Origin of the sequence: Limnohabitans sp., assembly GCF_044361985.1 — a bacterium.
Taxonomy (GTDB): domain Bacteria; phylum Pseudomonadota; class Gammaproteobacteria; order Burkholderiales; family Burkholderiaceae_C; genus Limnohabitans_A.
In genome coordinates this window covers 1-26837 of record NZ_JBIKHV010000031.1, presented here as the reverse complement: position 1 = coordinate 26837, position 26837 = coordinate 1, and the positions used below count along the sequence as shown (strand labels likewise).

At 57.0% G+C, this 26837-nt stretch carries 26 protein-coding genes and 1 tRNA gene; 24 read left to right on the top strand and 3 right to left on the bottom strand.

Annotated elements, in window-relative coordinates; translation table 11 throughout:
• From ftsH to glmM, 3 genes are all read left to right on the top strand, one after another.
• Nucleotides 1–1460 (top strand): ATP-dependent zinc metalloprotease FtsH (gene ftsH, locus ACIQ3A_RS07485; RefSeq protein WP_396431123.1); only part of this gene is annotated, 1460 nt, incomplete at its 5' end.
• Nucleotides 1461–1523: 63 nt separating this feature from the next.
• Nucleotides 1524–2396: a dihydropteroate synthase gene (gene folP / locus ACIQ3A_RS07480; RefSeq protein WP_396431122.1), complete on the top strand. Its 873-nt coding sequence runs from the start codon at nucleotides 1524–1526 to the stop codon at nucleotides 2394–2396.
• Nucleotides 2397–2498: 102 nt separating this feature from the next.
• Nucleotides 2499–3827 (top strand): phosphoglucosamine mutase, encoded by a 1329-nt coding sequence (gene glmM / locus ACIQ3A_RS07475; RefSeq protein ID WP_396431121.1) that lies wholly within the window; start codon nucleotides 2499–2501, stop codon nucleotides 3825–3827.
• A gap of 38 nt (nucleotides 3828–3865) precedes the next feature.
• Here glmM and ACIQ3A_RS07470 read toward each other — a convergent pair whose 3' ends face one another.
• The gene (locus ACIQ3A_RS07470; RefSeq protein ID WP_396431120.1) at nucleotides 3866–4687 is read right to left on the bottom strand and encodes a pyruvate, water dikinase regulatory protein; all 822 of its coding nucleotides are present in this window, start codon (nucleotides 4685–4687) and stop codon (nucleotides 3866–3868) included.
• Nucleotides 4688–4829: 142 nt separating this feature from the next.
• Here ACIQ3A_RS07470 and ppsA point away from each other — a divergent pair, with 142 nt between their 5' ends.
• The 6 genes from ppsA to rplI all read left to right on the top strand — a co-directional run bounded on the left by ppsA (nucleotide 4830) and on the right by rplI (nucleotide 10879).
• Nucleotides 4830–7220: a phosphoenolpyruvate synthase gene (gene ppsA, locus ACIQ3A_RS07465; RefSeq protein ID WP_396431119.1), complete on the top strand. Its 2391-nt coding sequence runs from the start codon at nucleotides 4830–4832 to the stop codon at nucleotides 7218–7220.
• A gap of 31 nt (nucleotides 7221–7251) precedes the next feature.
• Complete coding sequence (locus tag ACIQ3A_RS07460) at nucleotides 7252–9354, top strand: VC_2705 family sodium/solute symporter (RefSeq protein WP_396431118.1); 2103 nt, start codon at nucleotides 7252–7254, stop codon at nucleotides 9352–9354.
• Between the two features lie 94 nt (nucleotides 9355–9448).
• Nucleotides 9449–9814, top strand: coding sequence for a 30S ribosomal protein S6 (rpsF, locus tag ACIQ3A_RS07455; protein ID WP_396431117.1), 366 nt, complete (start codon nucleotides 9449–9451; stop codon nucleotides 9812–9814).
• Between the two features lie 32 nt (nucleotides 9815–9846).
• Complete coding sequence (priB, locus tag ACIQ3A_RS07450; protein ID WP_396431116.1) at nucleotides 9847–10119, top strand: primosomal replication protein N; 273 nt, start codon at nucleotides 9847–9849, stop codon at nucleotides 10117–10119.
• Between the two features lie 14 nt (nucleotides 10120–10133).
• Nucleotides 10134–10415 carry a 30S ribosomal protein S18 gene (gene rpsR / locus ACIQ3A_RS07445; protein ID WP_019427495.1) on the top strand — a complete coding sequence of 94 codons (282 nt, stop codon included), beginning with the start codon at nucleotides 10134–10136 and terminating at the stop codon, nucleotides 10413–10415.
• Nucleotides 10416–10426: 11 nt separating this feature from the next.
• The gene (rplI, locus tag ACIQ3A_RS07440; RefSeq protein ID WP_108405838.1) at nucleotides 10427–10879 is read left to right on the top strand and encodes a 50S ribosomal protein L9; all 453 of its coding nucleotides are present in this window, start codon (nucleotides 10427–10429) and stop codon (nucleotides 10877–10879) included.
• 65 nt (nucleotides 10880–10944) lie between these two features.
• Here rplI and ACIQ3A_RS07435 read toward each other — a convergent pair whose 3' ends face one another.
• Nucleotides 10945–12477 carry a helicase HerA-like C-terminal domain-containing protein gene (locus tag ACIQ3A_RS07435; RefSeq protein ID WP_396431115.1) on the bottom strand — a complete coding sequence of 511 codons (1533 nt, stop codon included), beginning with the start codon at nucleotides 12475–12477 and terminating at the stop codon, nucleotides 10945–10947.
• A gap of 71 nt (nucleotides 12478–12548) precedes the next feature.
• On the opposite strand from ACIQ3A_RS07435, the gene ACIQ3A_RS07430 reads away from it, so the two are divergent.
• The 9 genes from ACIQ3A_RS07430 to rng all read left to right on the top strand — a co-directional run bounded on the left by ACIQ3A_RS07430 (nucleotide 12549) and on the right by rng (nucleotide 20190).
• Nucleotides 12549–13274 (top strand): YebC/PmpR family DNA-binding transcriptional regulator, encoded by a 726-nt coding sequence (locus tag ACIQ3A_RS07430; RefSeq protein WP_396431114.1) that lies wholly within the window; start codon nucleotides 12549–12551, stop codon nucleotides 13272–13274.
• Between the two features lie 9 nt (nucleotides 13275–13283).
• Complete coding sequence (gene purD / locus ACIQ3A_RS07425; RefSeq protein ID WP_396431113.1) at nucleotides 13284–14564, top strand: phosphoribosylamine--glycine ligase; 1281 nt, start codon at nucleotides 13284–13286, stop codon at nucleotides 14562–14564.
• A 15-nt stretch (nucleotides 14565–14579) separates the two neighbouring features.
• Complete coding sequence (locus tag ACIQ3A_RS07420; RefSeq protein ID WP_396431112.1) at nucleotides 14580–15230, top strand: 1-acyl-sn-glycerol-3-phosphate acyltransferase; 651 nt, start codon at nucleotides 14580–14582, stop codon at nucleotides 15228–15230.
• A gap of 29 nt (nucleotides 15231–15259) precedes the next feature.
• Nucleotides 15260–16180, top strand: coding sequence for an oxygen-dependent coproporphyrinogen oxidase (gene hemF / locus ACIQ3A_RS07415; protein ID WP_396431111.1), 921 nt, complete (start codon nucleotides 15260–15262; stop codon nucleotides 16178–16180).
• The gene (gene nadD, locus ACIQ3A_RS07410) at nucleotides 16171–16812 is read left to right on the top strand and encodes a nicotinate (nicotinamide) nucleotide adenylyltransferase (RefSeq protein ID WP_396431110.1); all 642 of its coding nucleotides are present in this window, start codon (nucleotides 16171–16173) and stop codon (nucleotides 16810–16812) included. The genes hemF and nadD overlap by 10 nt, the downstream gene beginning before the upstream one ends.
• Nucleotides 16812–17576 carry a ribosome silencing factor gene (gene rsfS / locus ACIQ3A_RS07405; protein ID WP_396431109.1) on the top strand — a complete coding sequence of 255 codons (765 nt, stop codon included), beginning with the start codon at nucleotides 16812–16814 and terminating at the stop codon, nucleotides 17574–17576. The genes nadD and rsfS overlap by 1 nt, the downstream gene beginning before the upstream one ends.
• 6 nt (nucleotides 17577–17582) lie before the next feature.
• Nucleotides 17583–18050 (top strand): 23S rRNA (pseudouridine(1915)-N(3))-methyltransferase RlmH, encoded by a 468-nt coding sequence (rlmH, locus tag ACIQ3A_RS07400; protein WP_396431108.1) that lies wholly within the window; start codon nucleotides 17583–17585, stop codon nucleotides 18048–18050.
• Nucleotides 18047–18649, top strand: coding sequence for a Maf family protein (locus ACIQ3A_RS07395; RefSeq protein WP_396431107.1), 603 nt, complete (start codon nucleotides 18047–18049; stop codon nucleotides 18647–18649). The genes rlmH and ACIQ3A_RS07395 overlap by 4 nt, the downstream gene beginning before the upstream one ends.
• 68 nt (nucleotides 18650–18717) lie before the next feature.
• Nucleotides 18718–20190 (top strand): ribonuclease G, encoded by a 1473-nt coding sequence (rng, locus tag ACIQ3A_RS07390; protein WP_396431106.1) that lies wholly within the window; start codon nucleotides 18718–18720, stop codon nucleotides 20188–20190.
• Nucleotides 20191–20198: 8 nt separating this feature from the next.
• Here the strand turns inward: rng and msbA are convergent, their stop codons facing one another.
• The gene (msbA, locus tag ACIQ3A_RS07385) at nucleotides 20199–21971 is read right to left on the bottom strand and encodes a lipid A export permease/ATP-binding protein MsbA (protein ID WP_396431105.1); all 1773 of its coding nucleotides are present in this window, start codon (nucleotides 21969–21971) and stop codon (nucleotides 20199–20201) included.
• A gap of 119 nt (nucleotides 21972–22090) precedes the next feature.
• Here msbA and tolB point away from each other — a divergent pair, with 119 nt between their 5' ends.
• From tolB to ACIQ3A_RS07355, 6 genes are all read left to right on the top strand, one after another.
• Entirely contained in the window at nucleotides 22091–23362 is a 1272-nt protein-coding gene (tolB, locus tag ACIQ3A_RS07380; RefSeq protein ID WP_396431124.1) for a Tol-Pal system beta propeller repeat protein TolB, read from the top strand.
• Between the two features lie 40 nt (nucleotides 23363–23402).
• Nucleotides 23403–23939: a peptidoglycan-associated lipoprotein Pal gene (pal, locus tag ACIQ3A_RS07375; RefSeq protein WP_396431104.1), complete on the top strand. Its 537-nt coding sequence runs from the start codon at nucleotides 23403–23405 to the stop codon at nucleotides 23937–23939.
• A gap of 5 nt (nucleotides 23940–23944) precedes the next feature.
• A complete protein-coding gene (gene ybgF / locus ACIQ3A_RS07370; protein WP_396431103.1) occupies nucleotides 23945–24718 on the top strand; it encodes a tol-pal system protein YbgF in 774 nt (257 codons plus the stop codon).
• 14 nt (nucleotides 24719–24732) lie between these two features.
• Nucleotides 24733–25851 carry a YeeE/YedE family protein gene (locus tag ACIQ3A_RS07365; RefSeq protein WP_396431102.1) on the top strand — a complete coding sequence of 373 codons (1119 nt, stop codon included), beginning with the start codon at nucleotides 24733–24735 and terminating at the stop codon, nucleotides 25849–25851.
• Nucleotides 25848–26636: a ThiF family adenylyltransferase gene (locus tag ACIQ3A_RS07360; RefSeq protein WP_396431101.1), complete on the top strand. Its 789-nt coding sequence runs from the start codon at nucleotides 25848–25850 to the stop codon at nucleotides 26634–26636. Before ACIQ3A_RS07365 ends, ACIQ3A_RS07360 begins: the two co-directional genes overlap by 4 nt.
• A gap of 44 nt (nucleotides 26637–26680) precedes the next feature.
• A tRNA-Lys gene (locus tag ACIQ3A_RS07355) sits at nucleotides 26681–26756 on the top strand.
• Nucleotides 26757–26837: the final 81 nt, after the last annotated feature.

Genomic DNA, 26837 nt, shown 5'->3' with positions numbered 1-26837 from the left:
ACAACAACAACACCACCTTTGCTGATGTGGCCGGTTGTGATGAAGCCAAAGAAGAAGTCAAAGAAGTGGTTGACTTTCTGAAAGACCCGCAACGTTTCCAAAAATTGGGCGGTCGCATTCCCCGCGGTTTGCTTTTGGTGGGTCCACCTGGCACAGGTAAAACACTGCTTGCGAAAGGCATCGCTGGCGAAGCCAAAGTGCCATTTTTCAGCATCTCTGGGTCTGACTTTGTCGAGATGTTCGTGGGCGTGGGCGCTTCGCGTGTTCGCGATATGTTCGAGAACGCCAAAAAGAACGCGCCTTGCATCATTTTCATTGACGAAATTGACGCGGTCGGTCGCCAGCGTGGCGCAGGCCTGGGTGGTGGCAACGACGAACGTGAACAGACCCTCAACCAGATGCTGGTCGAGATGGACGGCTTTGAGACCAACTTGGGTGTGATCGTGGTGGCCGCCACCAACCGTCCGGACATTCTGGACGCCGCCTTGCTGCGTCCCGGCCGCTTTGACCGTCAGGTCTATGTGACCTTGCCCGATATCCGTGGTCGCGAGCAGATTCTGAATGTGCACATGCGCAAAGTGCCGATTGGGCAGGACGTGAATGCGGGCGTGATCGCCCGTGGTACGCCCGGCATGAGCGGTGCCGATCTGGCCAACCTGTGCAACGAAGCGGCCTTGATGGCAGCCCGACGCAACGCCCGCGTGGTGGAGATGGTTGACTTCGAGAAAGCCAAGGACAAGATCTTGATGGGCCCTGAGCGCAAGAGCATGGTCATGCCAGAAGAAGAGCGTCGCAACACGGCCTATCACGAGGCAGGTCACGCATTGATTGGCAAGCTTTTGCCCAAGTGCGATCCGATTCACAAGGTGACGATCATTCCACGCGGCCGCGCCTTGGGCGTCACCATGAGCCTGCCCGAAAAGGACCGCTACAGCTACGACAAGGAATTCATGCTGAACCAGATCAGCATGCTGTTCGGTGGCCGCATTGCTGAAGAAGTGTTCATGCATCAGATGACGACTGGCGCCAGCAACGACTTTGAGCGTGCCACGACCATCGCCCGTGACATGGTCATGCGTTACGGTATGAGCGATGCACTGGGCCCCATGGTCTACGCTGAAAATGAGGGTGAAGTGTTTCTGGGTCGTTCAGTCACCAAGACCACCAACATGAGCGAGTCCACCATGCAAAAGGTCGACGTAGAGGTGCGTCGGATCATTGATGAGCAATACCGTGTTGCGCGTCAACTGATTGAAGAGCACAGCGCTCAGATGCACAACATGGCCAAAGCATTGCTCGAATGGGAAACCATCGACAAAGAGCAAATCGATGACATCATGGCTGGGCGTGAGCCTTTGCCTCCCAAAGACTGGACACCTCGTACGCCTCCCTCCGGAGGTGGCAGTAACGGTGGTGGTACACCTGTTGTTCAACCAGAGCCGGCAACCACGGCCGCTTGATTGAGCCACAGCAGCGGAACAAAAACGGGGCCTTAGGGCTCCGTTTTTCATGGAGTCACCCACATGGCACGTCCACAAACAGGACTGAATCTTGCAAAGCGCTGGCAGACTGCGCGCTTTGTCTTGGACCTTTCTCGCCCCTGTGTCATGGGCATTGTGAACATCACGCCCGATTCTTTTTCGGATGGCGGTCAGCACTTGTTGACAGCACAGGCCTTGCGCCATGCGGAAAAATTGTTGGGTGAAGGCGCTCAAATTTTAGACATTGGTGGCGAGTCCACGCGGCCAGGGGCAGCGGCTGTGCCTTTGTCGCAGGAGTTGGCTCGCCTCATGCCCTTTTTGCGCGAAGCGGTACGTTGGCAAGTGCCGATTTCTGTCGACACTTACAAACCTGAGGTGATGCAGGCTGCATTGGATTGCGGTGTCGACATCATCAATGATATTTGGGCCTTGCGACAACCAGGCGCAGAGCAAGTGATTGCAGCCCATCCGGGGTGTGGTGTCTGTTTGATGCACATGCACCGTGACCCCCAAACCATGCAAATGGAGCCCATGACCGGCGATGTGATCGCGCAGGTGGAGGCGTTTTTGCAAGACCGCACCCGTGCGCTTCTAGAGCAGGGGATCGCTGCGCACAGACTGGTGCTTGACCCAGGCATCGGTTTTGGCAAAACCGTGGCCCAAAATTTTCAATTGTTGGCCAGGCAGGCTGACTTGCTGCGTTTGGGGTACCCCATTCTGGCGGGTTGGTCACGCAAATCGGCTTTGGGGGCTGTGTTGTTTCAAGAGGGTCAGGCAGTTGAACCTGCCCAGCGCATATCAGCCAGTGTGGCCGCAGCCTTGTTGGCTGTGGAGCGGGGGGCCTCTGTGCTCAGAGTGCACGATGTCAAGGAGACGGTGGACGCGCTCAAAGTCTGGCAAGCGATTCAAACATAGCCTGGGTTAGCAGACGCCCGTCAACTCAGATCGTTGTCAGGTTCAGTGCTCGCCTTGGCAGCTAAAATTTCAGAACTTATTACAAAAATCAGGATTGTTTTCATGGCACGCCAATATTTCGGAACAGACGGCATCCGGGGCACAGTCGGGCAAAGCCCCATCACACCCGATTTCATTTTGCGTTTGGCACATGCCGTGGGCCGTGTCTTGAAGTCTCATGAGGCTCACCCGACCGTACTGATCGGCAAAGACACCCGTATTTCTGGCTACATGCTCGAAAGTGCGCTGGAGTCGGGTTTCAATTCAGCTGGGGTCGATGTGGTTTTGCTGGGTCCTGTACCTACGCCCGCTGTGGCTTACCTGACGCGTGCGCAGCGTGCATCGCTGGGTGTGGTGATCAGCGCAAGCCACAACCCGTTTGCGGATAACGGCATCAAATTTTTCAGTGCGCAAGGCAAGAAACTATCAGATGCCTGGGAAGAAACGGTGGAGGCCATGGTTCTCGAGGACCCAGCCTGGGTGGATTCAGCCGCTCTGGGCAAAACCCGTCGCCTCAACGATGCTGCGGGGCGTTACATCGAGTTTTGCAAGAGCACCTTTTCAAATGATTTGACACTCAAAGGCTTGAAGATCGTGGTGGACGCAGCCCACGGTGCGGCCTATCAAATTGCCCCCAAAGTTTTTCACGAACTGGGTGCCGAGGTGGTCGCCATCGGTTGTTCGCCCGATGGCCTGAACATCAACAAAGCAGTGGGGGCCACGCACCCCGAGGCCTTGGTGCAGGCCGTTCAGGACCAGGGTGCCCATTACGGCATTGCGCTGGACGGTGATGCCGACCGTTTGCAATTTGTGGATGCCACAGGCCGGCTGTTCAACGGCGATGAGCTGTTGTATTTGATGGTCGCTGATCGCCTGGCCCGTGATGAAGCCGTGCCGGGGGTGGTGGGTACCCTGATGACTAACTTGGCGGTCGAGTTGGCCTTCAAGCGACGCGGTGTTCAATTTGTGCGCGCGAAAGTGGGCGACCGTTATGTGCTGGAAGTCTTGCACGACAAAGGCTGGCTGCTGGGTGGTGAAGGTTCTGGCCATTTATTGGCCTTGGATAAGCACACCACGGGCGATGGCTTAGTGAGCGCTTTGCAGGTACTGCAAGCCTGCGTGGGCAGTGGTCAAAGCATGGCCCAATTGCTTGAGGGCATCACGCTCTTTCCGCAAACCCTGATCAATGTGCGTTTGGCACCAGGCTTTGATTGGGAGGGTCACCAGCCTTTGTGGGATGCCAAGCGGGCTGCGGAGTCCGAGTTGGGTGATTCCGGGCGTGTTTTGATCCGAGCCAGTGGCACCGAGCCCTTGGTGCGTGTGATGGTGGAAGCCAGCGACGCCTTGATGGCTCGCCAGTGTGCCGAAAGTATCGCGGCAACACTCGCTTGAAGCATGGTCTTATCGTTGCATCGGCCGTAGCCTGAGGCTCAATAAATCAAACGCTCAGGCTTGATTTCTTGCAGGATGGTGGTGGCTATTTCTTCGATCGATTTGGTGGTGGTGGACAGCCAGCGGATGCTGGAGCGGCGCATCATGGCTTCTGCCTCAGAGACTTCCATGCGGCAATTTTCCAGACTGGCGTAACGTGAGTTAGGTCGACGTTCAGCGCGAATTTCAGCCAGCCGATCGGGGTGAATGCTCAAACCGAAGATTTTTTTGCGGTGCGGCACCAAGGCCGGTGGCAGTTGCTTGCGGTCAAAGTCTTCAGGGATCAAGGGGTAGTTAGCAGCCTTCAGCCCATGCTGCATGGCCAAATACAGGCTGGTCGGGGTTTTGCCGCTGCGGCTCACCCCCACCAAAATCACTTCTGCAGAGTCAAGATCGCGGTTGGATTGCCCATCGTCATGGGCGAGCGAGAAGTTGATGGCCTCGATGCGGTCATGGTATTCCTTGCTTTTGCTCACGTCCGAAAATCGACCCACCCGGTGATGCGACTTGATGCCCAACTCGTTTTCCAGTGGATTTACAAAGGTGCCAAACATGTCCAGCAGCATGCCCTGGCAATGCTCTTGCAGGACTTTGAGCACATCCATGTTCACCAGGGTGGTGAACACGATGGGCTTGTTGCCTTCGGTATCGGCGGTGTGGTTGATCTGGCGTACCGCCTGGTGGGCTTTGTCGATGGTGTCGGTAAAGGGCAGACGCACATGCCTGGTTTTAATGTCGAACTGGGCCAGGATGGCGTTGCCAAAAGTCTCGGCAGTGATGCCAGTGCCATCGGAAACGAAAAAGACAGTGCGTTTGGACATGGGCTTGAAAAATTAAAATGGCGGGGCGCCAAGCGCCCTAGAATGATCAGATTATCCATGGCACCCCGGACGGCAGGGAACAACAAGAACAACAAACTCCCGTCCTGCGCCATGGAACCAGGTTTTAACTTTGGAGCTTTGCATGTCTGATCTATTCAGTGAGACCGCCCTGGTCGTCCCTTTCGAGCATTTGCGCATGACCGATGTGGAGTCGGTCGGTGGGAAAAATGCCAGCTTGGGGGAGATGATTTCCCAGTTGCCTTCTGGTGTACGTGTGCCAACGGGTTTTGCCACGACCGCCCACGGTTTTCGTCAGTTTCTGGCCTTTGCTGGCTTGACCGAGCGCATCAACACCCGTCTGGATGCCCTGGACACCGAAGATGTCCGTGCTTTGGCGGCGGCGGGCGCCGAAATTCGTGCCATGGTCGAAGCACAGCCCTTCCCGACCGATCTTGAACATGCCATTCGTGAAGAATTCATTCGCATGCAGGGCGGCAACCCCGATGCCTCGTTTGCGGTTCGCTCCTCGGCCACCGCCGAAGACCTGCCCGACGCTTCCTTTGCAGGCCAGCAGGAGACCTTTTTGAACGTGGTCGGCATCGAAGATGTGTTGCACAAGATGAAAGAAGTCTTTGCTTCCCTTTACAACGACCGGGCCATCAGTTACCGGGTGCACAAGGGTTTTGCGCACGCCGATGTGGCTTTGTCAGCGGGTGTTCAGCGCATGGTGCGCTCCGACCTGGGCGCTGCAGGCGTCATGTTCACCATCGACACCGAATCGGGTTTTGAAGATGTGGTGTTCATCACTTCCAGCTACGGTTTGGGCGAGACAGTGGTGCAGGGCGCGGTCAATCCCGATGAGTTTTATGTTCACAAGCCCATGCTGGCTGCCGGCAAGCGTTGCGTCATTCGGCGTAACCTGGGCTCCAAGCTGATCGAAATGGTGTTTGCCACCCCAGAAGAAAAAGCGGCTTCTGGCAAGCTGGTCAAAACCACTGATGTGCCTGCTGAATTGCGCAACCGTTACAGCCTGACGGATGATGAAGTCGAGCAGCTGGCCCGCTACGCGGTGATCATTGAGCAGCACTACGGCCGCCCGATGGACATCGAGTGGGGCAAAGATGGCACGGATGGATTGATCTATATCTTGCAAGCCCGCCCGGAAACCGTGAAAAGCCAGGCCAAAGGCACACCCGAGCTTCGCTACAAGCTCAAGGGAAAAAGCGCCATTCTGGCTGAGGGCAGGGCGATTGGGCAGAAGATTGGCACAGGCCCGGTTCGTCTTGTGCACAACATCAGCGAGATGGACCAAGTGCAACCCGGGGACGTGCTGGTGACCGATATGACCGACCCCAATTGGGAGCCTGTGATGAAACGGGCAAGCGCCATAGTGACCAATCGTGGCGGGCGCACCTGTCACGCCGCCATCATTGCCCGCGAGTTGGGCATCCCAGCGGTCGTGGGCTGCGGCGATGCCACGCAGGCACTGAGCGATGGCACCTTGGTCACTGTCAGCTGTGCCGAAGGCGATACCGGTCACATTTATGACGGCTTGCTCGAAACTGAAATCAGTGAAATTCAGCGCGGCGTGTTGCCCGAGATCAAAACCAAAATCATGATGAACGTGGGCAACCCCCAGTTGGCTTTTGATTTTGCCCAGTTGCCCAACGCCGGCGTCGGACTTGCGCGTTTGGAGTTCATCATCAACAACAACATTGGCGTGCACCCCAAAGCCATTCTGGACTATCCGGCGATCGATGCCGACCTGAAGAAGGCTGTGGAATCTGTGGCCCGTGGTCACGCGTCTCCACGTGCTTTTTATGTGGACAAAGTGGCCGAAGGCGTTGCGAGCATTGCTGCGGCTTTCTGGCCCAAGCCTGTGATCGTGCGTCTTTCCGACTTCAAGAGCAACGAATACCGCAAGTTGATTGGAGGCAGTCGCTACGAGCCTGAAGAGGAAAATCCCATGCTGGGTTTTCGGGGCGCAGCACGCTACCTTAGCGAAGACTTTGGCGAAGCTTTTGCCATGGAATGCGAAGCACTCCGACGTGTGCGTGGCGAGATGGGCCTGACCAACGTGCAGATCATGGTGCCGTTTGTTCGCACGTTGGGGCAGGCTGAAAAGGTGACCCGTTTGCTGGCCACCCAGGGTTTGCGTCGTGGCGAAGACGACCTGAAGCTCATCATGATGTGCGAAGTGCCCAGCAACGCCATTCTGGCCAAGCAGTTTCTGGCGTTTTTCGATGGTTTTTCGATCGGATCAAACGACCTGACGCAATTGACCCTGGGCCTTGACCGTGACTCCGGCATGCCGCTGCTGGCGATGGACTTTGATGAGCGCGACCCTGCCGTGACCGCGCTTATTTCACAAGCGATCGAGGCGTGCTTGTCACAAGGCAAATACATCGGCATTTGCGGGCAAGGTCCCAGTGACCATCCCGACTTCGCACGTTGGTTGATGGACCAGGGGATCAGCTCCATTTCGCTCAATCCGGATACGGTCATCGAAACCTGGACCCAACTGGGCCGCTGATTTTTTTCAAAAATCGTCAGGCATTCAAAACATGGCAGCCAGTCAAACAGCGGCATACCATCGGCGCCTTCATCGCAATGTGCTGATTTATATCGCCATTCTTGTGAGCTTGATTGGGGTCATGGCTTGGGCAGAACAATGGGGTTTGTCGCGCAACTTGATTGGCCCCATCTTTTTGTTCAGCACAGTCATGATTTATGCCTTGATTGGCATTTCGAGCCGGACCTCTGACGAAGACGAGTATTACGTCGCCGGACGACGCATTCCCGCCATGTACAACGGCATGGCGACAGCGGCAGACTGGATGAGCGCTGCCTCTTTCATCAGTTTGGCGGGTGCGCTTTATTTGCAGGGGTTTTCAGGCAGTGGTCAACAGCCTGGCGGTTTGGCTTACGTGATGGGCTGGACAGGTGGGTTTTGTTTGGTCGCGTTGTTGATCGCTCCCCATTTGCGAGCCATGAACCTTTACACCTTGCCAGACTACTTTGACCGCCGTTATGGCGGTCGCTGGCCTCGCATCATCGCGGCTTTGGCATCGGTTTTGTGCTCGTTCACCTACGTGGTTGCCCAGATCTATGGCATCGGGCTGATCGCATCCCGTTTAACCGGTGTTCAGTTCGAGATTGGTATTTTGCTCGGCCTCGGTGGCGTTTTACTGTGCTCCTTTTTGGGGGGCATGCGTGCCATCACCTGGACGCAGGTGGCCCAATACATCATGTTGTTGATGGCCTTCATGATTCCCGTTTCCTGGCTGGCGTACAAGCAATTGGGCACACCCTTGGCGCCCTTGGTCTATGGGCAGCAACTGGCCAAAATCGACGCCATTGAAAAAAAATTGGTCAATGATCCAGCTGAAATCGAGGTGCGACAAGAGTTCGCACGTCGGGCAAAAGTGTTTGAGTCGCGTCTTGAAAATGTCGAACAGTCAATGATCGAATTGCGTCAGGAGTTGGAAGAAAAAATCCGAACGCTCAAGGCCCAATCTGCTGATTACGCTGCCATTGCACAAGCCCGGCGTGAACTGTTGTCGGTGCCACGCGATGTGGGTGCAGCGCGGGATCAGTGGACACGCGCCATGCATGAGAACCGGGAGCGCGCCAAACCTTTGGGGGGCATGCCAGCGCACGCTCAGGCCTTCGCAGGGCGACCGGATGGCAATCCTGAGGAGGTCAAGTTGTTTGGCGAATCGCGCCTCAATTTTCTGGCCTTGGTGTTTTGTCTCATGGTCGGAACAGCGGGCTTACCCCATTTGCTGACACGTTTTTACACCTTGCCCTCGGTGGCTGAGACGCGCAGTTCGGTGGCCTGGTCCTTGTTCTTCATTGGTTTGCTGTATTTGAGCGTCCCCGCTTTGGCCGTATTGGTGAAGTTTGAGGTGCTGAACAACCTGGTAGGCAGCAGTTTTGAGGATTTGCCCAGCTGGATGGCCCAATGGGCGCGTCTTGATTCTGCATTGCTGGAATTTTCCGATGTCAATGGTGACCGGGTTTTGCAATTGGGTGAATTGAAGTTGGGGGCTGACATGATCATGCTGGCCACGCCGGAACTTGGTGGCATGCCTTTTGTGGTCTCAGGCTTGGTCGCCGCAGGGGGCTTGGCGGCTGCTTTGTCAACAGCCGACGGTTTGCTGCTGACCATCAGCAATGCTTTGGTGCACGACATTGGGCCCGGCCGAGAGCACAAACCCAAATCTGCGGAAGGGCGGGTCATCCTGTCCAAATTTGCACTGTTGGCCTTGGCCATGCTGGCCGCTGTCGTGGCTGCTTTCAAGCCAGCAGAGATCCTGGCGCTTGTATCAACCTCCTTTTCATTGGCCGCGGCTGCATTTTTCCCCGGCATGGTTTTGGGCATGCTGTGGCCCAAAGTCCATCGGCCTGCCGTGGTCGCGGGCATGTTGACGGGCCTGGGTGTCACGCTTTATTACATGCTGATCAATGCACCCGGTTTTCGCAAAATATGGGGTCTCGATCCGATTGGCGGCCTGTGGTTGGGTATTCAGCCATTGTCTGCAGGTGTTTTCGGCGTGCCCGCGGGCCTGTTGGTGATGGTTTTACTCACCTTGTTGGTGCCCACGCATTGGATAAGCCCTCGCAAAGAGCTCGTGGCTTCTGAACCGGGCTACCCTGGGCTCTGAATTAAAGCTATAATTTGAGGCTTCGCCTTGCCGCACCCCGACAGACGCTGGGGGCGGCTCTTCCAACCTTTTAGGTTAACCGTAAGGAGTCTCAATGCGTCACTATGAAATCATTTTGCTGATCCATCCCGATCAGTCCGAACAAGTTCCGGCCATGCTGGAACGCTACAAAGGCATGATCACAGCCGGCGGTGGCAGCATCCACCGTGTTGAAGACTGGGGTCGCCGTCAATTGGCGTACCAGATCAATAAATTGGGCAAAGCCCACTACCTGTGCGTGAACATCGAAGCCGACCAAGCCGTCATGGCTGAGTTGGAGCATGCCTTCAAATTCAACGATGCTGTTTTGCGTCACCTGACTGTGCTCAAGAAGAAAGCAGACAGCGGTCCTTCTTCCATGATGAAGACGGTCGAACGCGAAGAAGCCCGCAAATCACAACAAGCCGAATTCGCAGCTTGATGCTGGCCTGTTGAGGAGTGAACTGTACAAAATTGACTGCCTGTATTGCTGAGCAAAATGCTCTGCGTTACACCCCCGCTGGTTTGCCTGCCCTGGATTTGATTCTGGAGCACGCCTCTGAAATACAAGAGGCAGGACAAGCCCGAAAAGTCCAACTCAAACTTCGCGCCTTGGCCTTCGGGTCTCTGGCAGAAATGTTGGTCAAGCAAGCGGTAGGCAGCGCCTGGACGTTCAAAGGCTTTTTGGCCACCCCTCGACAAGGCAAAAGTGTCGTGTTGCACATTCAAGAGTTTCAGCAAGATTAATTTCAGGAGGCCCTATGGCCACGTTCAAAAAATTTAACAAAGACAAGCGCCCAAAGCGCAACACCCAGTCGCTGCTTTTCAAGCGCAAGCGCTTTTGCCGATTCACGGTCACCGGCGTCGAGGAAATCGACTACAAAGATGTGGACACATTGCGTGACTTCATCGCCGAAAACGGCAAGATCATTCCAGCACGCCTGACTGGCACTCGCGCCATTTTCCAGCGTCAGCTCAACACTGCCATCAAGCGTGCGCGCTTTCTGGCCATGTTGCCCTACACCGACCAGCACAAAGTCTAAGGAGCTCAAGCATGCAAATCATTCTGCTCGAAAAGGTTGTGAACCTTGGTAATTTGGGCGATATCGTCAAAGTCAAAGACGGTTACGCTCGCAATTTTTTGATCCCACAAGGCCGTGCTCGCCGTGCGACTGAAAACAACAAGGCTGAATTCGAAGCTCGCCGTGTTGAACTCGAAAAAGCCGCTGCTGCCAAATTGGCCGAAGCTCAAGCCCAAGGTGAGAAGCTGTCTGGCCTGGTGGTCAAGCTGTCACAAAAGGCTGGCGTTGATGGTCGTTTGTTTGGTTCCGTGACCAACCAAGACATTGCCGAAGAACTGAACAAGCAAGGCTACAAGCTGCTTAAGTCACAGATTCGCATGCCTCACGGCCCCATCAAGACCGTGAGCGAATCCACTGTCGCAGTGGCCTTGCACACAGACGTGGTGGTCGACGTGACGGTGACGGTTTTGGGCGAGACAGCCTGATACGGTCGTCAACCCACTGAAAAAACCGCCTGATCAGGATCAGGCGGTTTTTTTTCGGATAGACATCACCGGCGGCGACTTGAACCGAGCAGGCTGCCCAGCACGCCGCGCACAATTTCACGGCCAATGGCAGATCCAACCGTGCGCACTGCACTCTTGACCACCATCTGGGCCACGCCATCTCGCAGGCCACCACGCGGGCCTCTGGATCCAAAGATGAGATTCGACAGGTCGTTCACCATGCCGCCTTCTTTTTCTGCTGAAGCTGTGGTCTGAGTCGGCAAAGTCTGTGCCGTGCTCCCTGTGCTCCCAGTGCTTTGCGTCGCTTGTCCCTTGATCTTCTCGTAGGCCGAATCCCGGTCGTGGGCGGTCTCGTAAACGCCAGTCACCAAAGAATTCTGGACCAAATTTTGCCGTTGGGCCGCAGCAATGGGGCCTAGCTGACTGGCTGGGGGCAGCACAAACACGCGTTCTGTCTCACAAGGGCGCCCCTTGACATCCAGAAAACTCACCAAGGCTTCACCCACAGCAAGCTCGGTGATGGCCGCTTCGATGTTCAGCCCCGCCTTAGGCCGCATGGTCTGGGCCGTTGCAGCCACGGCCTTTTGATCGCGCGGGGTGTAGGCGCGCAAGGCGTGTTGCACGCGGTTGCCCAGTTGGCCCAGCACGCCGTCGGGTATGTCCAAGGGGTTCTGGGTGACGAAATAAATACCCACGCCTTTGGATCGAACCAGGCGGACCACGAGTTCAATGCGTTCGACCAAAGCCGCTGGCGCGTCCTTGAACAGCAAATGTGCTTCATCAAAGAAGAAAACCAGCTTGGGCTTGTCGGCATCGCCGATCTCGGGCAGGACTTCAAACAGTTCAGACAGTAGCCACAGCAAAAAGGTGGCGTACAAACGAGGAGAGTTCATCAGCTTGTCAGCGGCCAGGATGTTCACCACCCCCATGCCTTGGGCATCGGTTTGCATGAAGTCTTCAATGTTGAGCATGGGCTCACCAAAGAACTGGTCACCGCCCTGGCTTTCGATTTGCAGCAAACCGCGCTGAATGGCACCAATGCTGGCCGCACTGATGTTGCCGTATTCAGTGGTGAAGTTTTTGGCGTTGTCCCCGACATACTGCAACATGGCCCGCAGGTCTTTCATGTCCAAAAGCAGCAAGCCATGGTCATCGGCGATCTTGAAAACCAGATTCAGCACACCCGCCTGGGTGTCGTTCAGGCCCAACATGCGGGTCAACAACAAGGGCCCCATGTCCGAGATCGTGGCGCGCACGGGATGCCCTTGTTCGCCAAAGACATCCCACAACGTCGTAGGGCAAGCGGCCGGATCGGGCAGGGTGATACCGCGGTCTTTCAGCACAGCGGCCAGTTTCTCGCCAATTTGCCCAGGCTGGCTGATGCCGGTCAGATCGCCTTTCACATCGGCCATGAAGACCGGTACACCTGAGCGAGAAAACTGCTCGGCCAGGGTCTGCAGGGTCACGGTTTTGCCCGTGCCTGTGGCGCCAGTGATCAGGCCATGGCGGTTGGCAAGGCCGGGTAACAGGTGGCATTGGACCTGCGCATTTTGAGCAATCAGCATTGGTTCGGCCATGTTTGGTTTTCTCCTGCTTGTGAAAAGTAAAATTCAGCCTCTAGGTTAAATCAACATTCAAGGAATTCCCGATGGCTGGCCACAGTAAATGGGCAAATATTCAGCACCGCAAAGGTCGGCAGGACGAAAAACGCCAACGCATCTGGACCCGGGTGGTCCGTGAAATCATGGTGGCAGCCCGAACCGGCGGTGGTGATGTCAGCGCCAATCCGCGTTTGCGCCTGGCCATTGAGAAGGCCAAGGCGGCCAATATGCCCGCGGACACCATCAAACGCAACGTGGACAAAGCCACCGGCAACCTCGAAGGGGTGAGCTACGAAGAAATCCGCTACGAAGGCTATGGGATTGGAGGCGCGGCCATCATTTTGGACACCATGACCGACAACCGCGTGCGCACGGTGGCCGAAGTGCGCCACGCCCTGAACAAACATGGCGGCAACCTGGGCACCGAAGGCTCGGTGGCCTTTCAGTTTCAAAATTGTGGCCAGTTGGTATTTGCGCCAGGAAGCAACGAAGACAAAGTCATGGAGGTGGCCCTGGAAGCCGGCGCTGAGGACGTGATTACCGATGAGGAGGGGGCCATCGAAGTGTTGACTGCCCCTGCTGATTTTGAAACTGTCAAAAACGCATTGGAAGCGGCCGGACTTCTGGCTGGCATGGCCGAGGTCACGATGCGGGCTGAAAACACCGTGACACTTTCGGGGGAAGATGCTGCCAAAATGCAAAAGTTACTGGATGTTTTGGAAGACTTGGACGATGTGCAAAACGTTTTCCACAATGCCGAATTTGAAGATTAAGGAAGTTTGATGAAAGTTTTGGTAGTTGGCAGTGGTGGCCGGGAGCACGCCATGGCCTGGAAATTGGCGCAGTCGCCACGCATTCAGCAGGTTTATGTGGCTCCTGGTAATGGCGGTACGGGCAAAGATACGGGTCTCATCAATGTGCCCATCACCGATTTGGCCCAATTGCGGGATTGGGTCCTTGCGCAGAACATAGACTTGACCTTGGTCGGTGCCGAAGCGCCCTTGGCCGCTGGGATTGTGGATGATTTTCGCGCCCATGGTTTGCGCATCTTCGGCCCTACCCAGGCGGCAGCCCAGCTAGAAAGCTCCAAGGCCTTTTCCAAGGCTTTCATGCAGCGCCATGGCATTCCCACGGCCGAGTTTGAAACATTCACCGACACAGCCCTGGCCCATGCCTATGTGGACCGCAAGGGCGCCCCCATCGTGGTCAAGGCCGACGGTTTGGCCGCTGGCAAAGGTGTTGTCGTGGCAATGACGCTGGCACAAGCCCACGATGCCATTGATTTCATGCTGACAGACACCACCCTGGGTGTGGCCCACAACCTGGGGGGCGCCCGGGTGGTGATCGAGGAGTTTTTGCAAGGCGAGGAAGCCAGTTTCATGGTGCTGTGCGATGGCAAACACGTTGCAGCCCTGGCCACCAGCCAGGACCACAAGCGCTTGCTCGATGCTGACGAAGGCCCCAATACGGGGGGCATGGGTGCGTATTCGCCTGCACCTGTGGTCACGGCCGAGGTGCACGCCCGCGCCATGCGCGAAGTGATCCTGCCGACCATTCGGGGCATGGAAAAAGACGGCATCGTCTATACGGGTTTTTTGTACGCGGGCCTCATGATCGACCCTCAGGGCCGCATCAAAACCCTGGAGTTCAATTGCCGCATGGGCGACCCTGAGACTCAACCCATTTTGATGCGCCTGAAATCAGACTTTCTCGAGGTGCTTTTAGCGGCCACATCAGAAGGGCTGGATAACTATGAAATGGCTTGGGACCGTCGGGTGGCCTTGGGTGTCGTGATGGCCGCTGCTGGCTACCCCATGAATCCGCGAAAGGGTGACCCCATCAGCGGCTTGCCCAAAGACAGCGACGAGGCCATGGTGTTTCATGCCGGGACCATCGAAAAAGACGGGCAGATGCTGACCTCGGGGGGGCGCGTGCTTTGCGTGACTGCCCTGGCGGATTCTTTGCGTCAGGCGCAGCAAAAGGCCTACCAGACGGCCAGCCCCATTGCCTTTGACGGCATGCAGATGCGCAAGGACATTGGATTCCGCGCGCTGAAAAATTGAACCTCGAGACACCCCATGAGCGCATTACAGACCCAGCCCGTTAGTTTTCAAGGTTCCCGCTTGGCCCGATGGGTTTTGAAGTTACTGGGTTGGCGTCTGGAGTTCGTGGGCCTCCCAAAACGACAGGGGATAGCTGTCATCTACCCGCACACCAGCAACTGGGATTTTCCGATTGGCTTACTGGCCAAATGGGCCATGGGTTTCCCGGCGCATTTTTGGGGCAAGGCATCGCTGTTCAAGTTGCCCTTGATCGGTTCCTGGATGCGGTGGGTGGGCGGCATACCCATTGACCGTAGCTCTTCGCGGGGTGTGGTGGGTCAGATGGTGCACGTCTTCGAGGAGCAAAAACAACAAAATGAATTGCTGTGGCTGGGCCTGACCCCGGAGGGCACGCGCAGCCTTACGCCCGGTTGGCGCAGTGGCTTTTACCAGTTGGCAACCGGTGCACAGGTGCCTTTGGCCTTGGTCAAACTCGATTGGGGTAAGCGCTGCTTGAGTATGGTGGATTTTTATGAACTGACAGGGCGAGTAGAAGAAGACTATGCCCACATGGCCAGTGTGTTCGAGGGCGTCAAGGGCTTTCATGAGCACCAAATGGCCCCCATCGTGCCTTGGAGTCCCAGTCCAACTGGGTCTATGCTCCCTCCAGGTGCTCCCAAAAATTAATGGCTGTTTTCCGTCAAAAAATTCTTCTCATGAAACCCTCGTTTGAACTCGACACGGTCAAAAATTACCTCCTGGGCTTGCAGTCCCGCATCACCGGGGCCTTGGCTGACATGGATGACACACCTTTTCTGGTGGATGCTTGGCAAAAAGATCCAGGTGAAAAACTTCAAGGCAATGGCATCACCAAAATAATGGAAGGCGGGGGCATTTTTGAGCGTGCAGGGTGTGGTTTCTCTCATGTCACCGGACCGCAATTGCCGCCCTCGGCCACGCAGCACCGTCCTGAGCTGGCTGGTTCAGCCTTTGAGGCGATGGGCGTTTCTTTGGTCTTCCACCCTCGCAATCCCTATGTGCCCACGGTGCACATGAATGTGCGCATGATCGCTGCAAAGCCCCATGGCGGGCCACCTGTGGCCTGGTTTGGGGGTGGCATGGACTTGACGCCGTATTACGGCTTTGATGAAGACGCTGTGCACTTCCACCAAACCTGCAAGGACGCGTTGATGCCTTTTGGTGAGGCACTTCACCCACGTTTCAAGGCCTGGTGCGACGACTATTTTTGCAACAAACACCGCCATGAGCAGCGCGGTGTGGGGGGTGTTTTCTTTGATGACTTTTCGGAGTTGGGTATGCACCAAAGCTTTGCCATGCTGCAAAGCGTAGGGGATGCCTTGTTGCTTGCGTACCTTCCGATTGTCCAGCGCCGCAAAGACACCCCTTATGGTGAACGGGAGAGGGATTTCCAACTCTACCGCCGCGGTCGCTACGTCGAGTTCAATCTGGTCTGGGACCGGGGCACCCATTTTGGCTTGCAATCGGGAGGCCGCACCGAGTCGATATTGCTGTCCATGCCGCCCGAGGTGCGCTGGTCGTACCAGCGCAAGGACGAAGCAGGCTCGCCAGAGGCCCGCCTGCTCAGCCACTTCCTGGTGCCCAGGAATTGGGTTTGAGCCTTTCCCCACTCACCCGATTGGGTGTCTTTGGCGGGGCATTTGATCCGCCCCACCTGGCCCACGTGGCGCTGGTTCAGGCCGCCATTGACCAGTTGCAACTTGACCAGGTCCGTGTGGTGCCCACCGGTAATGCCTGGCACAAGCCTCAGCCGTTGACCGATGCCGAGCACAGACTGGCCATGACACGCCTGGCCTTTGGGCATTTGCCCCAGGTGGTGGTGGACGAGCGGGAAGTCATTCGCACGGGCCCCAGTTACACGGTAGACACCTTGCATGAACTGCAGGGCGAGTTTCCCCTGGCACAGTTGTACTTGTTGATCGGAGACGACCAACGCAAGGCCTTGCCATCGTGGCACCAGATCGCTGAAATCGGGCGCATCGCTATAATCTGCGCCGCAGGGCGTGATGTTGCCGTGCGTGCCTGGAATGAAGGGTCGCCTGGTCTTCAGGCGCTTCCACCCATTTCTGACACGCTGCAAGCGCGCATTCGGACTCTGCAGATGCCCCTCATGCCCCACAGGGCCACGGACATCCGCGGGCTGGCAGCCACAGAGCAGTCCATGACTGGCCTAGTGCCCCCCGCTGTTGAGCGCTATATTCACGAACACCACCTTTACAGGCCCCATTGATGACCGAAACCGCTGCCAAAAAAGACATTCAAAAACTCCAGCGGGCCATTGTGGATGCCCTGGAGGACGTCAAGGCCCATGAGATCCAGGTGTTTGACACCGAGCACCTTTCCTCTTTATTCGAGCGGGTCATCATTGCATCCGGCACATCGAACCGCCAGACCAAGGCGCTGGCGGCCAGCGTGCGCGACAAAGTTCGCAATGCCGGTTTTGGTAAGCCACGCATGGAAGGTGAGGACAATGGCGAATGGATCATCGTGGACTGTGGTCAGGCCGTGGTGCACGTCATGCAGCCGACCATCCGCAGTTATTACAACCTCGAAGAAATTTGGGGTGGCACCCCTGTGCGCTTGAAGTTTGGTGCGCCCAAACCTGAGGCAACTGCCGAAGTCAAAGGCCACATCCGCAATTCAGTCGCAAAAAAAACGACCACTAAAACACCTGCAGCCAAAACACCCGTAGCCAAAAAACCTGCCGCGAAAAAGACAGCACCGAGCAGCGCAGCCAAGGCCAAGCCAGCCCTGAAGGCCCCTGCCAAATCGGCCAAGCCTGCAGCCAAAACGCCCACCAAAACAGCTGCCAAGGCCTCGGCGAAAAAAGCCCCTTCAGCAGTTGCCAAGCCTAAAACCAGCAGCAAGCCCACTCTCAAAACCGTGGGCAAACCCAGCGCAAAACCGCCAGCCAAATCAGCGGCCAAAACCACTGCCAAAAAAGCACCTGCGCGCAAGGCCGTGCAAGCTGCTATCCGCCGCAAAGCCGATTGATTCTGAATGAAGCTGCTGATCGTTGCGGTCGGCCTGCGTGTGCCCGATTGGGCGCAAACCGCCTGGGATGACTACGCCAAGCGTTTCCCACCTGAGCTCAAGGTCGAGCTCAAGGCGGTGAAAACCGAACCCCGGGGCTCCAAAACCTTGCCCAGTTTGTACGCAGCCGAGCGCCAGCGGATTGAAGCTGCGATTCCACGCGGCACCCGAATCGTGGTGCTCGATGAGCGTGGCACCCACCTGACCACCCAAGCCCTTGCCGTGCGCCTCACCCAATGGCAGCTTGGGGGGGACGATGTGGCTTTGGTGATCGGTGGTCCTGACGGCCTGGCGCCTGAGTTCAGGCAAGCCGCGCATGAGCGAATCCGCCTGTCTGACCTGACCTTGCCCCATGCCATGGCCCGTGTGCTGTTGATTGAGCAGCTCTACCGTGCTTGGTCGATCAACGCCAACCACCCCTACCACCGCGAATGAGTCACTTCATCTACCTGGCCTCCCAAAGCCCAAGGCGCAGCCAGTTATTGGACCAAATTGGCGTGGCGCATACCTTGCTGCTGGCGGGCCCTGAAGAGGACGCCGAGTCTTTGGAAGCCGTGCTTGGGGCTGAAGCGCCAGCACGTTATGTGGCCAGGGTCACAGGCTTGAAGCTGGATGCTGCAGTTCAGCGCATGGCTCGCCAAGGCTTGCCAACAGCGCCTGTTTTGTGTGCAGACACCACCGTGTGTCTGGGTCGAGACATTTTGGGCAAACCGCTTCATGAAGCCGACGCCCAAAGGATTCTGAAGCTTTTGGCGGGTCAAACACACCGGGTTTTAACGGCGGTGGCGGTTCAAAAAGGTCGCAAACGCTTATCGGCTGTATCGACTTCCTGGGTCCGGTTTGCGCCCATGACCCCTGCACAGATCAAGGCTTATGTGGCAAGCGGTGAGCCCATGGGCAAAGCCGGGGCCTATGGTGTGCAGGGCAGGGCAGCTGCCTATATTGAACAAATTCGAGGCAGTTATTCAGGCATCATGGGTTTGCCGCTTTTCGAGACGGCCTGTTTACTGCGATCGCTGGGCGTGCGTTGTTGAGCTTTGTGCTTTGGCGGTGTGCTTGTGCGAGTTGAGCCGATTTCATTTTCCCCAACCTGAGCCACTTCATGCAACAAGATATCTTGGTCAATTGGTCGCCCCAGGAAACCCGGGTCGCAGTGGTCGAATTTGGTGCGGTGCAAGAGTTGCATGTCGAGCGCACGCTGGAGCGTGGTCTGGTGGGCAACGTTTACCTGGGTAAAGTCGCGCGCGTCTTGCCCGGCATGCAGTCGGCTTTCATCGACATCGGGCTGGACAAAGCTGCTTTTTTGCATGTGGCCGACGTCTGGCAAAAGCATGCCGAAGGCGAGGCGGCAGCGGCCCGGACGGGCCAGCCCTTGGTGCCGATTGAAAAGCAGGTTTTTGAAGGGCGCGCCCTCATGGTGCAGGTCATCAAGGACCCCATGGGCACCAAGGGCGCACGCCTGTCCACTCAGATCAGCATTGCCGGCCGCCATCTGGTGTTCTTGCCGCAAGACGACCACATCGGTGTTTCGCAAAAAATACCTTCCGACCAGCGCGATGCCTTGCGCCAAAGGCTGCAGGCCTTGGTGGGACCTGCTGGTGGCGGCTTTATTTTGCGCACCAATGCCGAAGACTCTAGCGATGAAGAGCTTCAAGAAGATGTGGCGTATTTGCGCAAGACCTGGGCCCGCATCAAAGACGCTTCGATGCGTTTGCCGCCGGCCTCTTTGCTGCACCAGGACCTGACACTGCTGCAGCGCGTTTTGCGCGATTTGGTCGGCGAGGCCACCCAAAGCATTCGGATCGACTCACAAGAGCAGTTTGCCAAGTTGGAAGCCTTTGGCAGCGAGTTCATGCCCAAAGCAGCTGAACGCTTGCAACTTTACAAAGGAGAGCGCCCGATTTTTGATTTGTATTCGATCGATGAAGAAATCGCCAAAGCGCTTGGGCGTCGTGTTGAGCTGAAATCGGGCGGCTATCTGATCATCGACCAGACCGAAGCACTGACCACTGTGGATGTGAACACCGGTGCTTATGTGGGTGCGCGCAATTTTGAAGACACCATTTTCAAGACAAATCTGGAAGCGGCACAGGCTATTGCGCGCCAATTGCGTCTGCGCAATTTGGGGGGCATCATCATTGCCGACTTCATTGACATGAGCCGCCCAGAGCATCAAGAGGCGGTGCTGGCAGAGTTTCGCAAGCAATTGGCCCGTGATCGCGTTAAAACCATGGCGGGTGGTTTTTCATCCCTGGGGCTGCTTGAGATGACGCGCAAACGCACCCGTGAATCTTTGGCTCACATGCTGTGCGAGCCCTGTCCCAGTTGCCAAGGCAAGGGCATCGTCAAGACGCCACGATCCGTGGTGTACGACATTCTGCGAGAAATCTTGCGCGAGGCGCGTCAATTCAACCCGCGCGAATTTCGCATCCTGGCCACCTCAGCAGTGATTGATTTGCTGCTGGACGAAGAAAGTCAGCACCTGGCCGGGCTGTCGGACTTCATTGCCAAACCGATCTCACTGCAGGTCGAAACGTCCATGGGGCCAGAACAATACGACGTTGTCTTGCTGTGAGGGCCTGCTCAGCTGGCTGGGCTGGCCCAATCACCTCGGTGGTGCAAGCGAGCGTAGGCGCCACCTTTGGCCAACAACTCATCGGGCGCGCCTTGTTCGACAATGCGGCCTTGCGCCATCACGACGACCCGGTCTGCGTGCTCGATGGTGGACAGTCGGTGCGCCACGATCAAGGTGGTGCGCCCTTGCATGAGCTTTTGCAAGGCGTCCTGAACCAGCCGTTCCGACTCGTTGTCCAGGGCCGAGGTGGCCTCGTCCAGAATCAAAATAGGCGCATCTTTGTACAAGGCCCGCGCAATCGCCAGGCGCTGTCGCTGTCCTCCGGAGAGCTGGTTGGCGTTGTGGCCCAAAAGCGTGTCCACGCCCAAGGGCATTTGCAACACGTGGTCCCACAAGTTGGCCGCTTTCAGGCTGGCCTCAATGCGCTCTTGGTTGGCTTCATGCCCCAGGCACACATTGGCGGCGACTGTGTCATTGAGCATCACCACATCCTGGCTGACCATGGCGATTTGCTGGCGCAAGCTGCCCAGGTTCCAATCCTGTACGGCAACGCCATCAATGGAGACTTCGCCAGAGCTGGCTTGTACAAACCGCGGGAGCAACTGAACGAGGGTGGTTTTGCCGGCACCAGAGGTGCCCACCAGGGCCACGGTTTCCCCGGGGTTGACTTTCAGGGTGACCCCGGACAAGGCGGGCTGGCCATCCGGGCTGAACTGCAAATGCACATCTTTCCAGGCCACGGTTCCTTGGGCGCGCGAAACCGTGTGCGTGCCCTGAGTCTCCTCCTGGGCCTCGTGCAACAAGGCCAGGCCCCGTTCTAGGGCGGCCAGCCCTCGGGTGATCGGGCTGGATATTTCGGCCAGGCGCTTGATGGGCGCGATCAGCATCAGCATGGCCGTGATGAAAGCAACAAACCCGCCCACGGTTGCGCCCGAAGCGCCGTTCTGACTTTGGTAAAGCGCAATCACCAGCACCATGGACAGGGACAAAGCCGCCATGATTTGCGTCAGCGGCGTCATCGCAGCCGATGCCACGGTGGTCTTCAGGGCCAGTCGGCGCAGCACTTTGGCAAGGTGGCCAAAACGTGCGGTTTGGTGGGCTTGGCCACCCTGCAGGCGCACAACCCGATGCGCCAGCACGTTTTCTTCGACCACATAGGCCAGATCGTCGGTGGCACTTTGGCTTTCCTTGGTCAATTTGTAAAGCCGGCGCGACAAGGCCTTGATGATCCAGCTCAGGCCCGGGGCCACCGTGAAAACCACCAGGGTGAGCTTCCAGTTCAGCCACATCAGATAGCCCAGCAGGGCGATCAGCGTGAAGCCGTCACGTGCCAGTGAAATCACCGCAGACACCAATTGCGAGGCGCCTGTCTGGACTTCGTAAACGATGGTGTTGGACAGTGCGCTGGCCGATTGCTTTGAAAAAAGCGACAGGTCTGCCTTCATGAGTTGAGCAAAAAGCTGCGATCTGAGTTTTTCCATCCCGTCATTGGTCAGCCTGGAAAGTGCATATTGGGCGATGAAATTGGCGATGCCGCGCACTGTGAAAAGGCCCACAACGGCAGCGGGAATGGTCCACAAGGGCAGTTTGTTTTCTGCAAAGCCTTTGTCCAGCAAGGGCTGAAACAAGGCTGGAATCATCGGTTCGGTCAAGGCCGCTATCAGGGTGGCGAAGATCGCCACGGCCCAGATACCCTTTTGGCCACCAAAATAGGGGACCAAGCGCTGCAACCTTCCCCGGATGCTGGAGGGCGAAATGGAAGGGGGTGGGGTCTGGCTCATGCGCCAGATTGTAATTAGGGCCACTGGGCATGGGGCTGAAAAGTCATTTTCAAGGTGTACGATCACGGTTTCTGCGAATTCAATCCCCTGCACTCGACATGAATCTTGATTTTTTACGCATGGCCCTTTTGCCTGGGCTTCTGAAGCTGCTGCTTTTGAGCGTGCTGAGCCTGCCCGCCTGGGCCCAATTTCGGGTCGAAGTGACGGGTGTGGGCATGACCCAGTTGCCTGTGGTGATTGCACCCTTCAAGGGTGAAGCGGCGGCACCACAAAAGCTGGCGGCCATTGTGCAAGCCGATTTAGAGCGCAGCGGTCAGTTCAAGGGGCTGGCAGCCGGTACCGCTTTGCTCGACGAGAGCAGTCGGCCCGACTGGTCACCATGGCGCCAGTTGTCTGCTGAAGCGCTGGTGGCGGGCTCAGTGACCCGACTGGCCGATGGCCGTTTTGACGTGCGTGCCCGCTTGTGGGATGTGGTCAAAGGTCAGGAAAAAGGTGATTTCAAGGACACCGTGACGGCCGGCGATTTGCGCTTGTCCGCACACCGCATCGCTGACTGGGTTTACCAGCAACTCACGGGCACCCCGGGTGCATTTGCATCACGCATCAGTTATGTCACCAAGTCGGGGGGGCGTTATGCCTTGTGGATCGCAGACTCTGACGGAGAAAACGCCAAGTCGGCCTTGAGCAGCCCAGAGCCCATCATTTCTCCTTCATGGTCGCCCAATGGCGCCCAGCTGGCCTATGTCTCGTTTGAACTGCGCAAGCCCGTGGTCTATGTTCACGAATTGGCCACAGGACAACGCCGGGCGGTGGCCAACTTCAAGGGCTCCAACAGTGCGCCGGCCTGGAGTGCCGATGGCAACGGATTGGCCGCAACCCTCAGCCGAGACGGTGGCTCGCAGCTTTACCGCATCGACCTGAACGGCGGCGAGCCTCGCCGTTTGACCCAGTCGGGCAGCATCAACACCGAGCCTGCTTTCTCGCCCGATGGCAGTGCCCTGTTTTTTGTCAGTGATCGTGGGGGAAGCCCACAAATTTACCGCATGCCAGCCCAGGGTGGGCCTGCCGAGCGTGTGACTTTTTCAGGCACCTACAACATCTCTCCTGCGGTCAGCCCGGATGGCCGTTGGCTGGCCTATGTTTCACGAATGGGGGGGGCATTCCGTTTGCATTTGATGGAGTTGTCCTCTGGCCAGGTGACCGCATTGACAGATACATCCGCAGACGAACGCCCCAGCTTTGCACCCAACAGTCGCTTGTTGGTTTATGCAACGGTTTTTCAAGGGCGTGAATCCTTGATGACCACCACACTGGACGGCCGCATCAAAGCACGCCTTGCAGGGCAAGGCGGCGATATCCGGGAACCCCATTGGGGCCCGGTCCGCAAATGAAATTTTGAACAATCACTTTTTATAATTGACGAGGAAAATCATGACGAAGAAATTATTGGCCAGTTTGTTGTTTGTGGCGCTGTTGGCGGGCTGTGCGTCTGGCGTGAAACTGGACGATGTCCCGGTGGAAGACAAATCCGCCACTTCTTCGGGTGTTTCGACACAAGGCATTGCTGAGCCGCAAGGGGTTGCTCAAACCGGTGTTGCTTCGGTGGTGGTCGACAAGTCGGGCTCGGGCATTGGCCCTGTGGGCGTGGCGCATGTGGTTTATTTTGACTACGACAGTTTTGTTGTCCGAGCAGAAGCCCGCCCTGTGCTCGAAAACCATGCCCGTTTCTTGCAGGCGAACAAACAACGCAAGGCCAACCTCGAAGGGCACACCGATGAGCGCGGTGGCCGTGAATACAACCTGGCACTGGGTCAAAAGCGCGCCGAAGCGGTGCGTCAGGCTTTGAGCCTGCTGGGTGTACCAGAGAGCCAGATGGAGGCTGTCAGCTACGGCAAGGAAAAGCCTGCGGTGCAAGGCGCTGCCGAAGCCGAGCTGGCTAAAAACCGTCGCGTCGAAATCCGGTACTGAAGACCATGAGCGCGCGTCTGATTTCAGGGCTGGCATGGCCCAGGGGTGTTCTGCTTTGGGCGCTGTGCACTTTGTTGGGCACGGCGCATGCGGGTCTTTTTGAAGACGATGAAGCCCGCAAGGCCATTCTGGATTTGCGTCAGCGTGTCGAGCAGGCCAACATGGCGATCAAGGGTCTGGGTGTCGAAAACGCCCAGTTGCGCCGATCCTTGCTGGATTTCCAAGGGCAGATCGAGGGCCTGAAGGCTGAACTGTCTCAAAGTCGTGGTGCCCACGAACAACTGGCTCGCGAGTTATCAGAAGTCCAAATGCGCCAAAAAGACGTGGTCACCGTCGTGGACCAGCGACTGCGCCGTTTTGAACCCCTGAAGGTCGCGGTCGACGGCAATGAATTCATGGCCGAGCCACTTGAAAAGCGCGACTACGAAGCCGCCATGGACATCTTTCGCAAGGGTGACTTTGCTGTGGCGCAAGAGGCCCTCGGGCAATTCGTTCAGCGTTATCGCCTTGGCGGTTATGCGCCTTCGGCGATGTTCTGGCTAGGCAATGCCCAATACGCCAACAAGGATTACAAAGAGGCCATGGCGACTTTCCAGCAAATGCTGAAGTCGGCGCCTGCTCACCCGCGTGCGCCTGAGGCCATGCTGGCGATCTCCAATGTCCAGATCGAACTGAAGGACCTCAAGGGGGCGCGCAAAACGATGGACGATTTGATCAAGTCTTACCCAGCTTCAGAAACTGCGGCAACAGCCCGTGAGCGCCTGACGCGTTTGCGCTGACCCCTGGGATACGGGTGATCACGCTAGAGCAGCTTCAGCTCCAGACACACACAGTTCTGGGGCTGACTTTTTTACTGGCCACGGCCGCGGGTGTGCTGTTTCATCGCAGCCATTTCTGCACCATGGGCGCCATCAGTGACTGGGTCATCATGGGTGACAAAACCCGTGCCAAACAGTGGGGTTTGGCGATGGCTGTGGCTATTTTGGGTTTTGGCCTGATGGCCTGGCGCGGCTGGGTCAGCCCGCTCAACACCATTTATGCCAACAGCCAATTGATGTGGCTCTCCTTGTTGTTGGGCGGTGTTCTCTTTGGTATCGGTATGGTGTTGGGATCCGGCTGCGCCAGCAAGTCGCTGATTCGTTTGGGCGGCGGTAACTTGAAGTCGCTGGTGGTCTTGATGGCCATGGGCATTGCTGCTTTGGCCACCCTGAGAGGGTTGACTGCCGTGTGGCGGGTCAATTCAATTGATCAAGTGACCGTGGGCACGGGGCCTGGCCCATTTGTGGGGCAATGGCTGGCCGCTGCAACCGGTTGGGTTTTGCCCATGGCCTGGCTGATCGCAGCCTGTGTGTTTTCGGGCCTGCTGTTTCTTTGGGTTTTCAAGGATCGCCAGCCCATTGCGCGCTCCATCATCGTGTCTGGTGCAGGCATAGGGGCCTTTGTGGTGGCACTTTGGTGGGTCAGCGGTGTCATGGGCTTTGTGCCCGAGCACCCCGAAACACTGGAGTCGGTGTTCTTGGCCACTTCGAGCGGCCGCATGGAATCCATGAGTTTCACCGCGCCTGTGGCGTACTGGTGGGACGCCCTCATGTATTTCAGCGATGGCAGCAAACGCCTGACACTGGGCATGGCCGTGGTGGCAGGCTTGCTCCTTGGTTCTTTTGGCAGCGCTCAATGGCAAGGTACGTTCCGTTGGGAGGGTTTTACACAGACTTCCGATCTGGGCATGCATTTACTGGGAGGGGCCTTGATGGGTGCGGGGGGTGTCATGGCGATGGGCTGCACGGTGGGGCAGGGCCTGTCGGGCTTGTCCACTCTGAGTCTGGGCAGTTTTGTGGCGGTGCTCGGCATTGCCTTGGGGGCCGTTTTGGCCCTGCAGTGGCAATTGCGCCGCATGGAGTCTTCCCTGTGACGGATTTGTTGTTGCAAGCGTCCGTTGAAGAGCGCCGATTTGGCGGCTTGCAACGGCTGTACGGTTTACAGGGCGCCATGAACATACGGCAGGCGCATGTGGCGGTGGTGGGCATCGGTGGTGTGGGTTCTTGGGTGGCTGAGGCCCTGGCTCGCAGCGGTGTGGCCCGATTGAGCTTGATCGACATGGACCACATTGCCGAGTCGAACATCAACCGCCAAATTCACGCGTTGACCAGCACCACAGGGCAGTCCAAGGTGGAGGCGATGCGTGAGCGCATTGCCTTGATCCATCCTGAGTGCCAGGTCGATGCGTTGGATGAATTTGTCACCCCTGAAAACTGGCCTGCCGTTTTGCCTTGTCTTCCCGATGCGGTCATTGATGCCTGTGACCAGGTCAAGGCCAAGGTGGCCATGGCCTTGTGGGCCATGCAAAACAAGGTGGGGTTCATCACGGTGGGGGCGGCGGGTGGCAAGCGTTTGGCCCACAAAGTGGATGTGGATGATTTGTCCAAGATCACGCATGACCCTTTGCTGTCACAGATGCGCTACAGATTGCGAAAGCACCACGGTGCAGCCAAAGCGGGCAAACGTATCGGCGTTCAAGGCGTCTTCAGTCGGGAGGCTGTGGCCCCACCAGATGCGTCTTGCGCCATCGAAAGCGATGGTTCGCTCAATTGCCATGGCTATGGATCTGTGGTCAGCGTCACGGCAACCTTCGGCATGTGTGCTGCATCGGAGATTTTGAATTTTTTGGCTGCCTCGAATTTGAGGGCTGGAAAATAACGCTATAATTCAAGGCTTGCTGCAGTGGCTAAAACTGCAGCAAAGGGACCATAGCTCAGTTGGTAGAGCAGCGGACTTTTAATCCGTTTGTCGTGGGTTCGACCCCCGCTGGTCCCACCAGTAATCAAGTAAAAACACCCTGTACGAAAGTATTGGGTGTTTTTTTTCGTGGTCAAAAGGGAGTTCAGTTTGCCCAGCCTT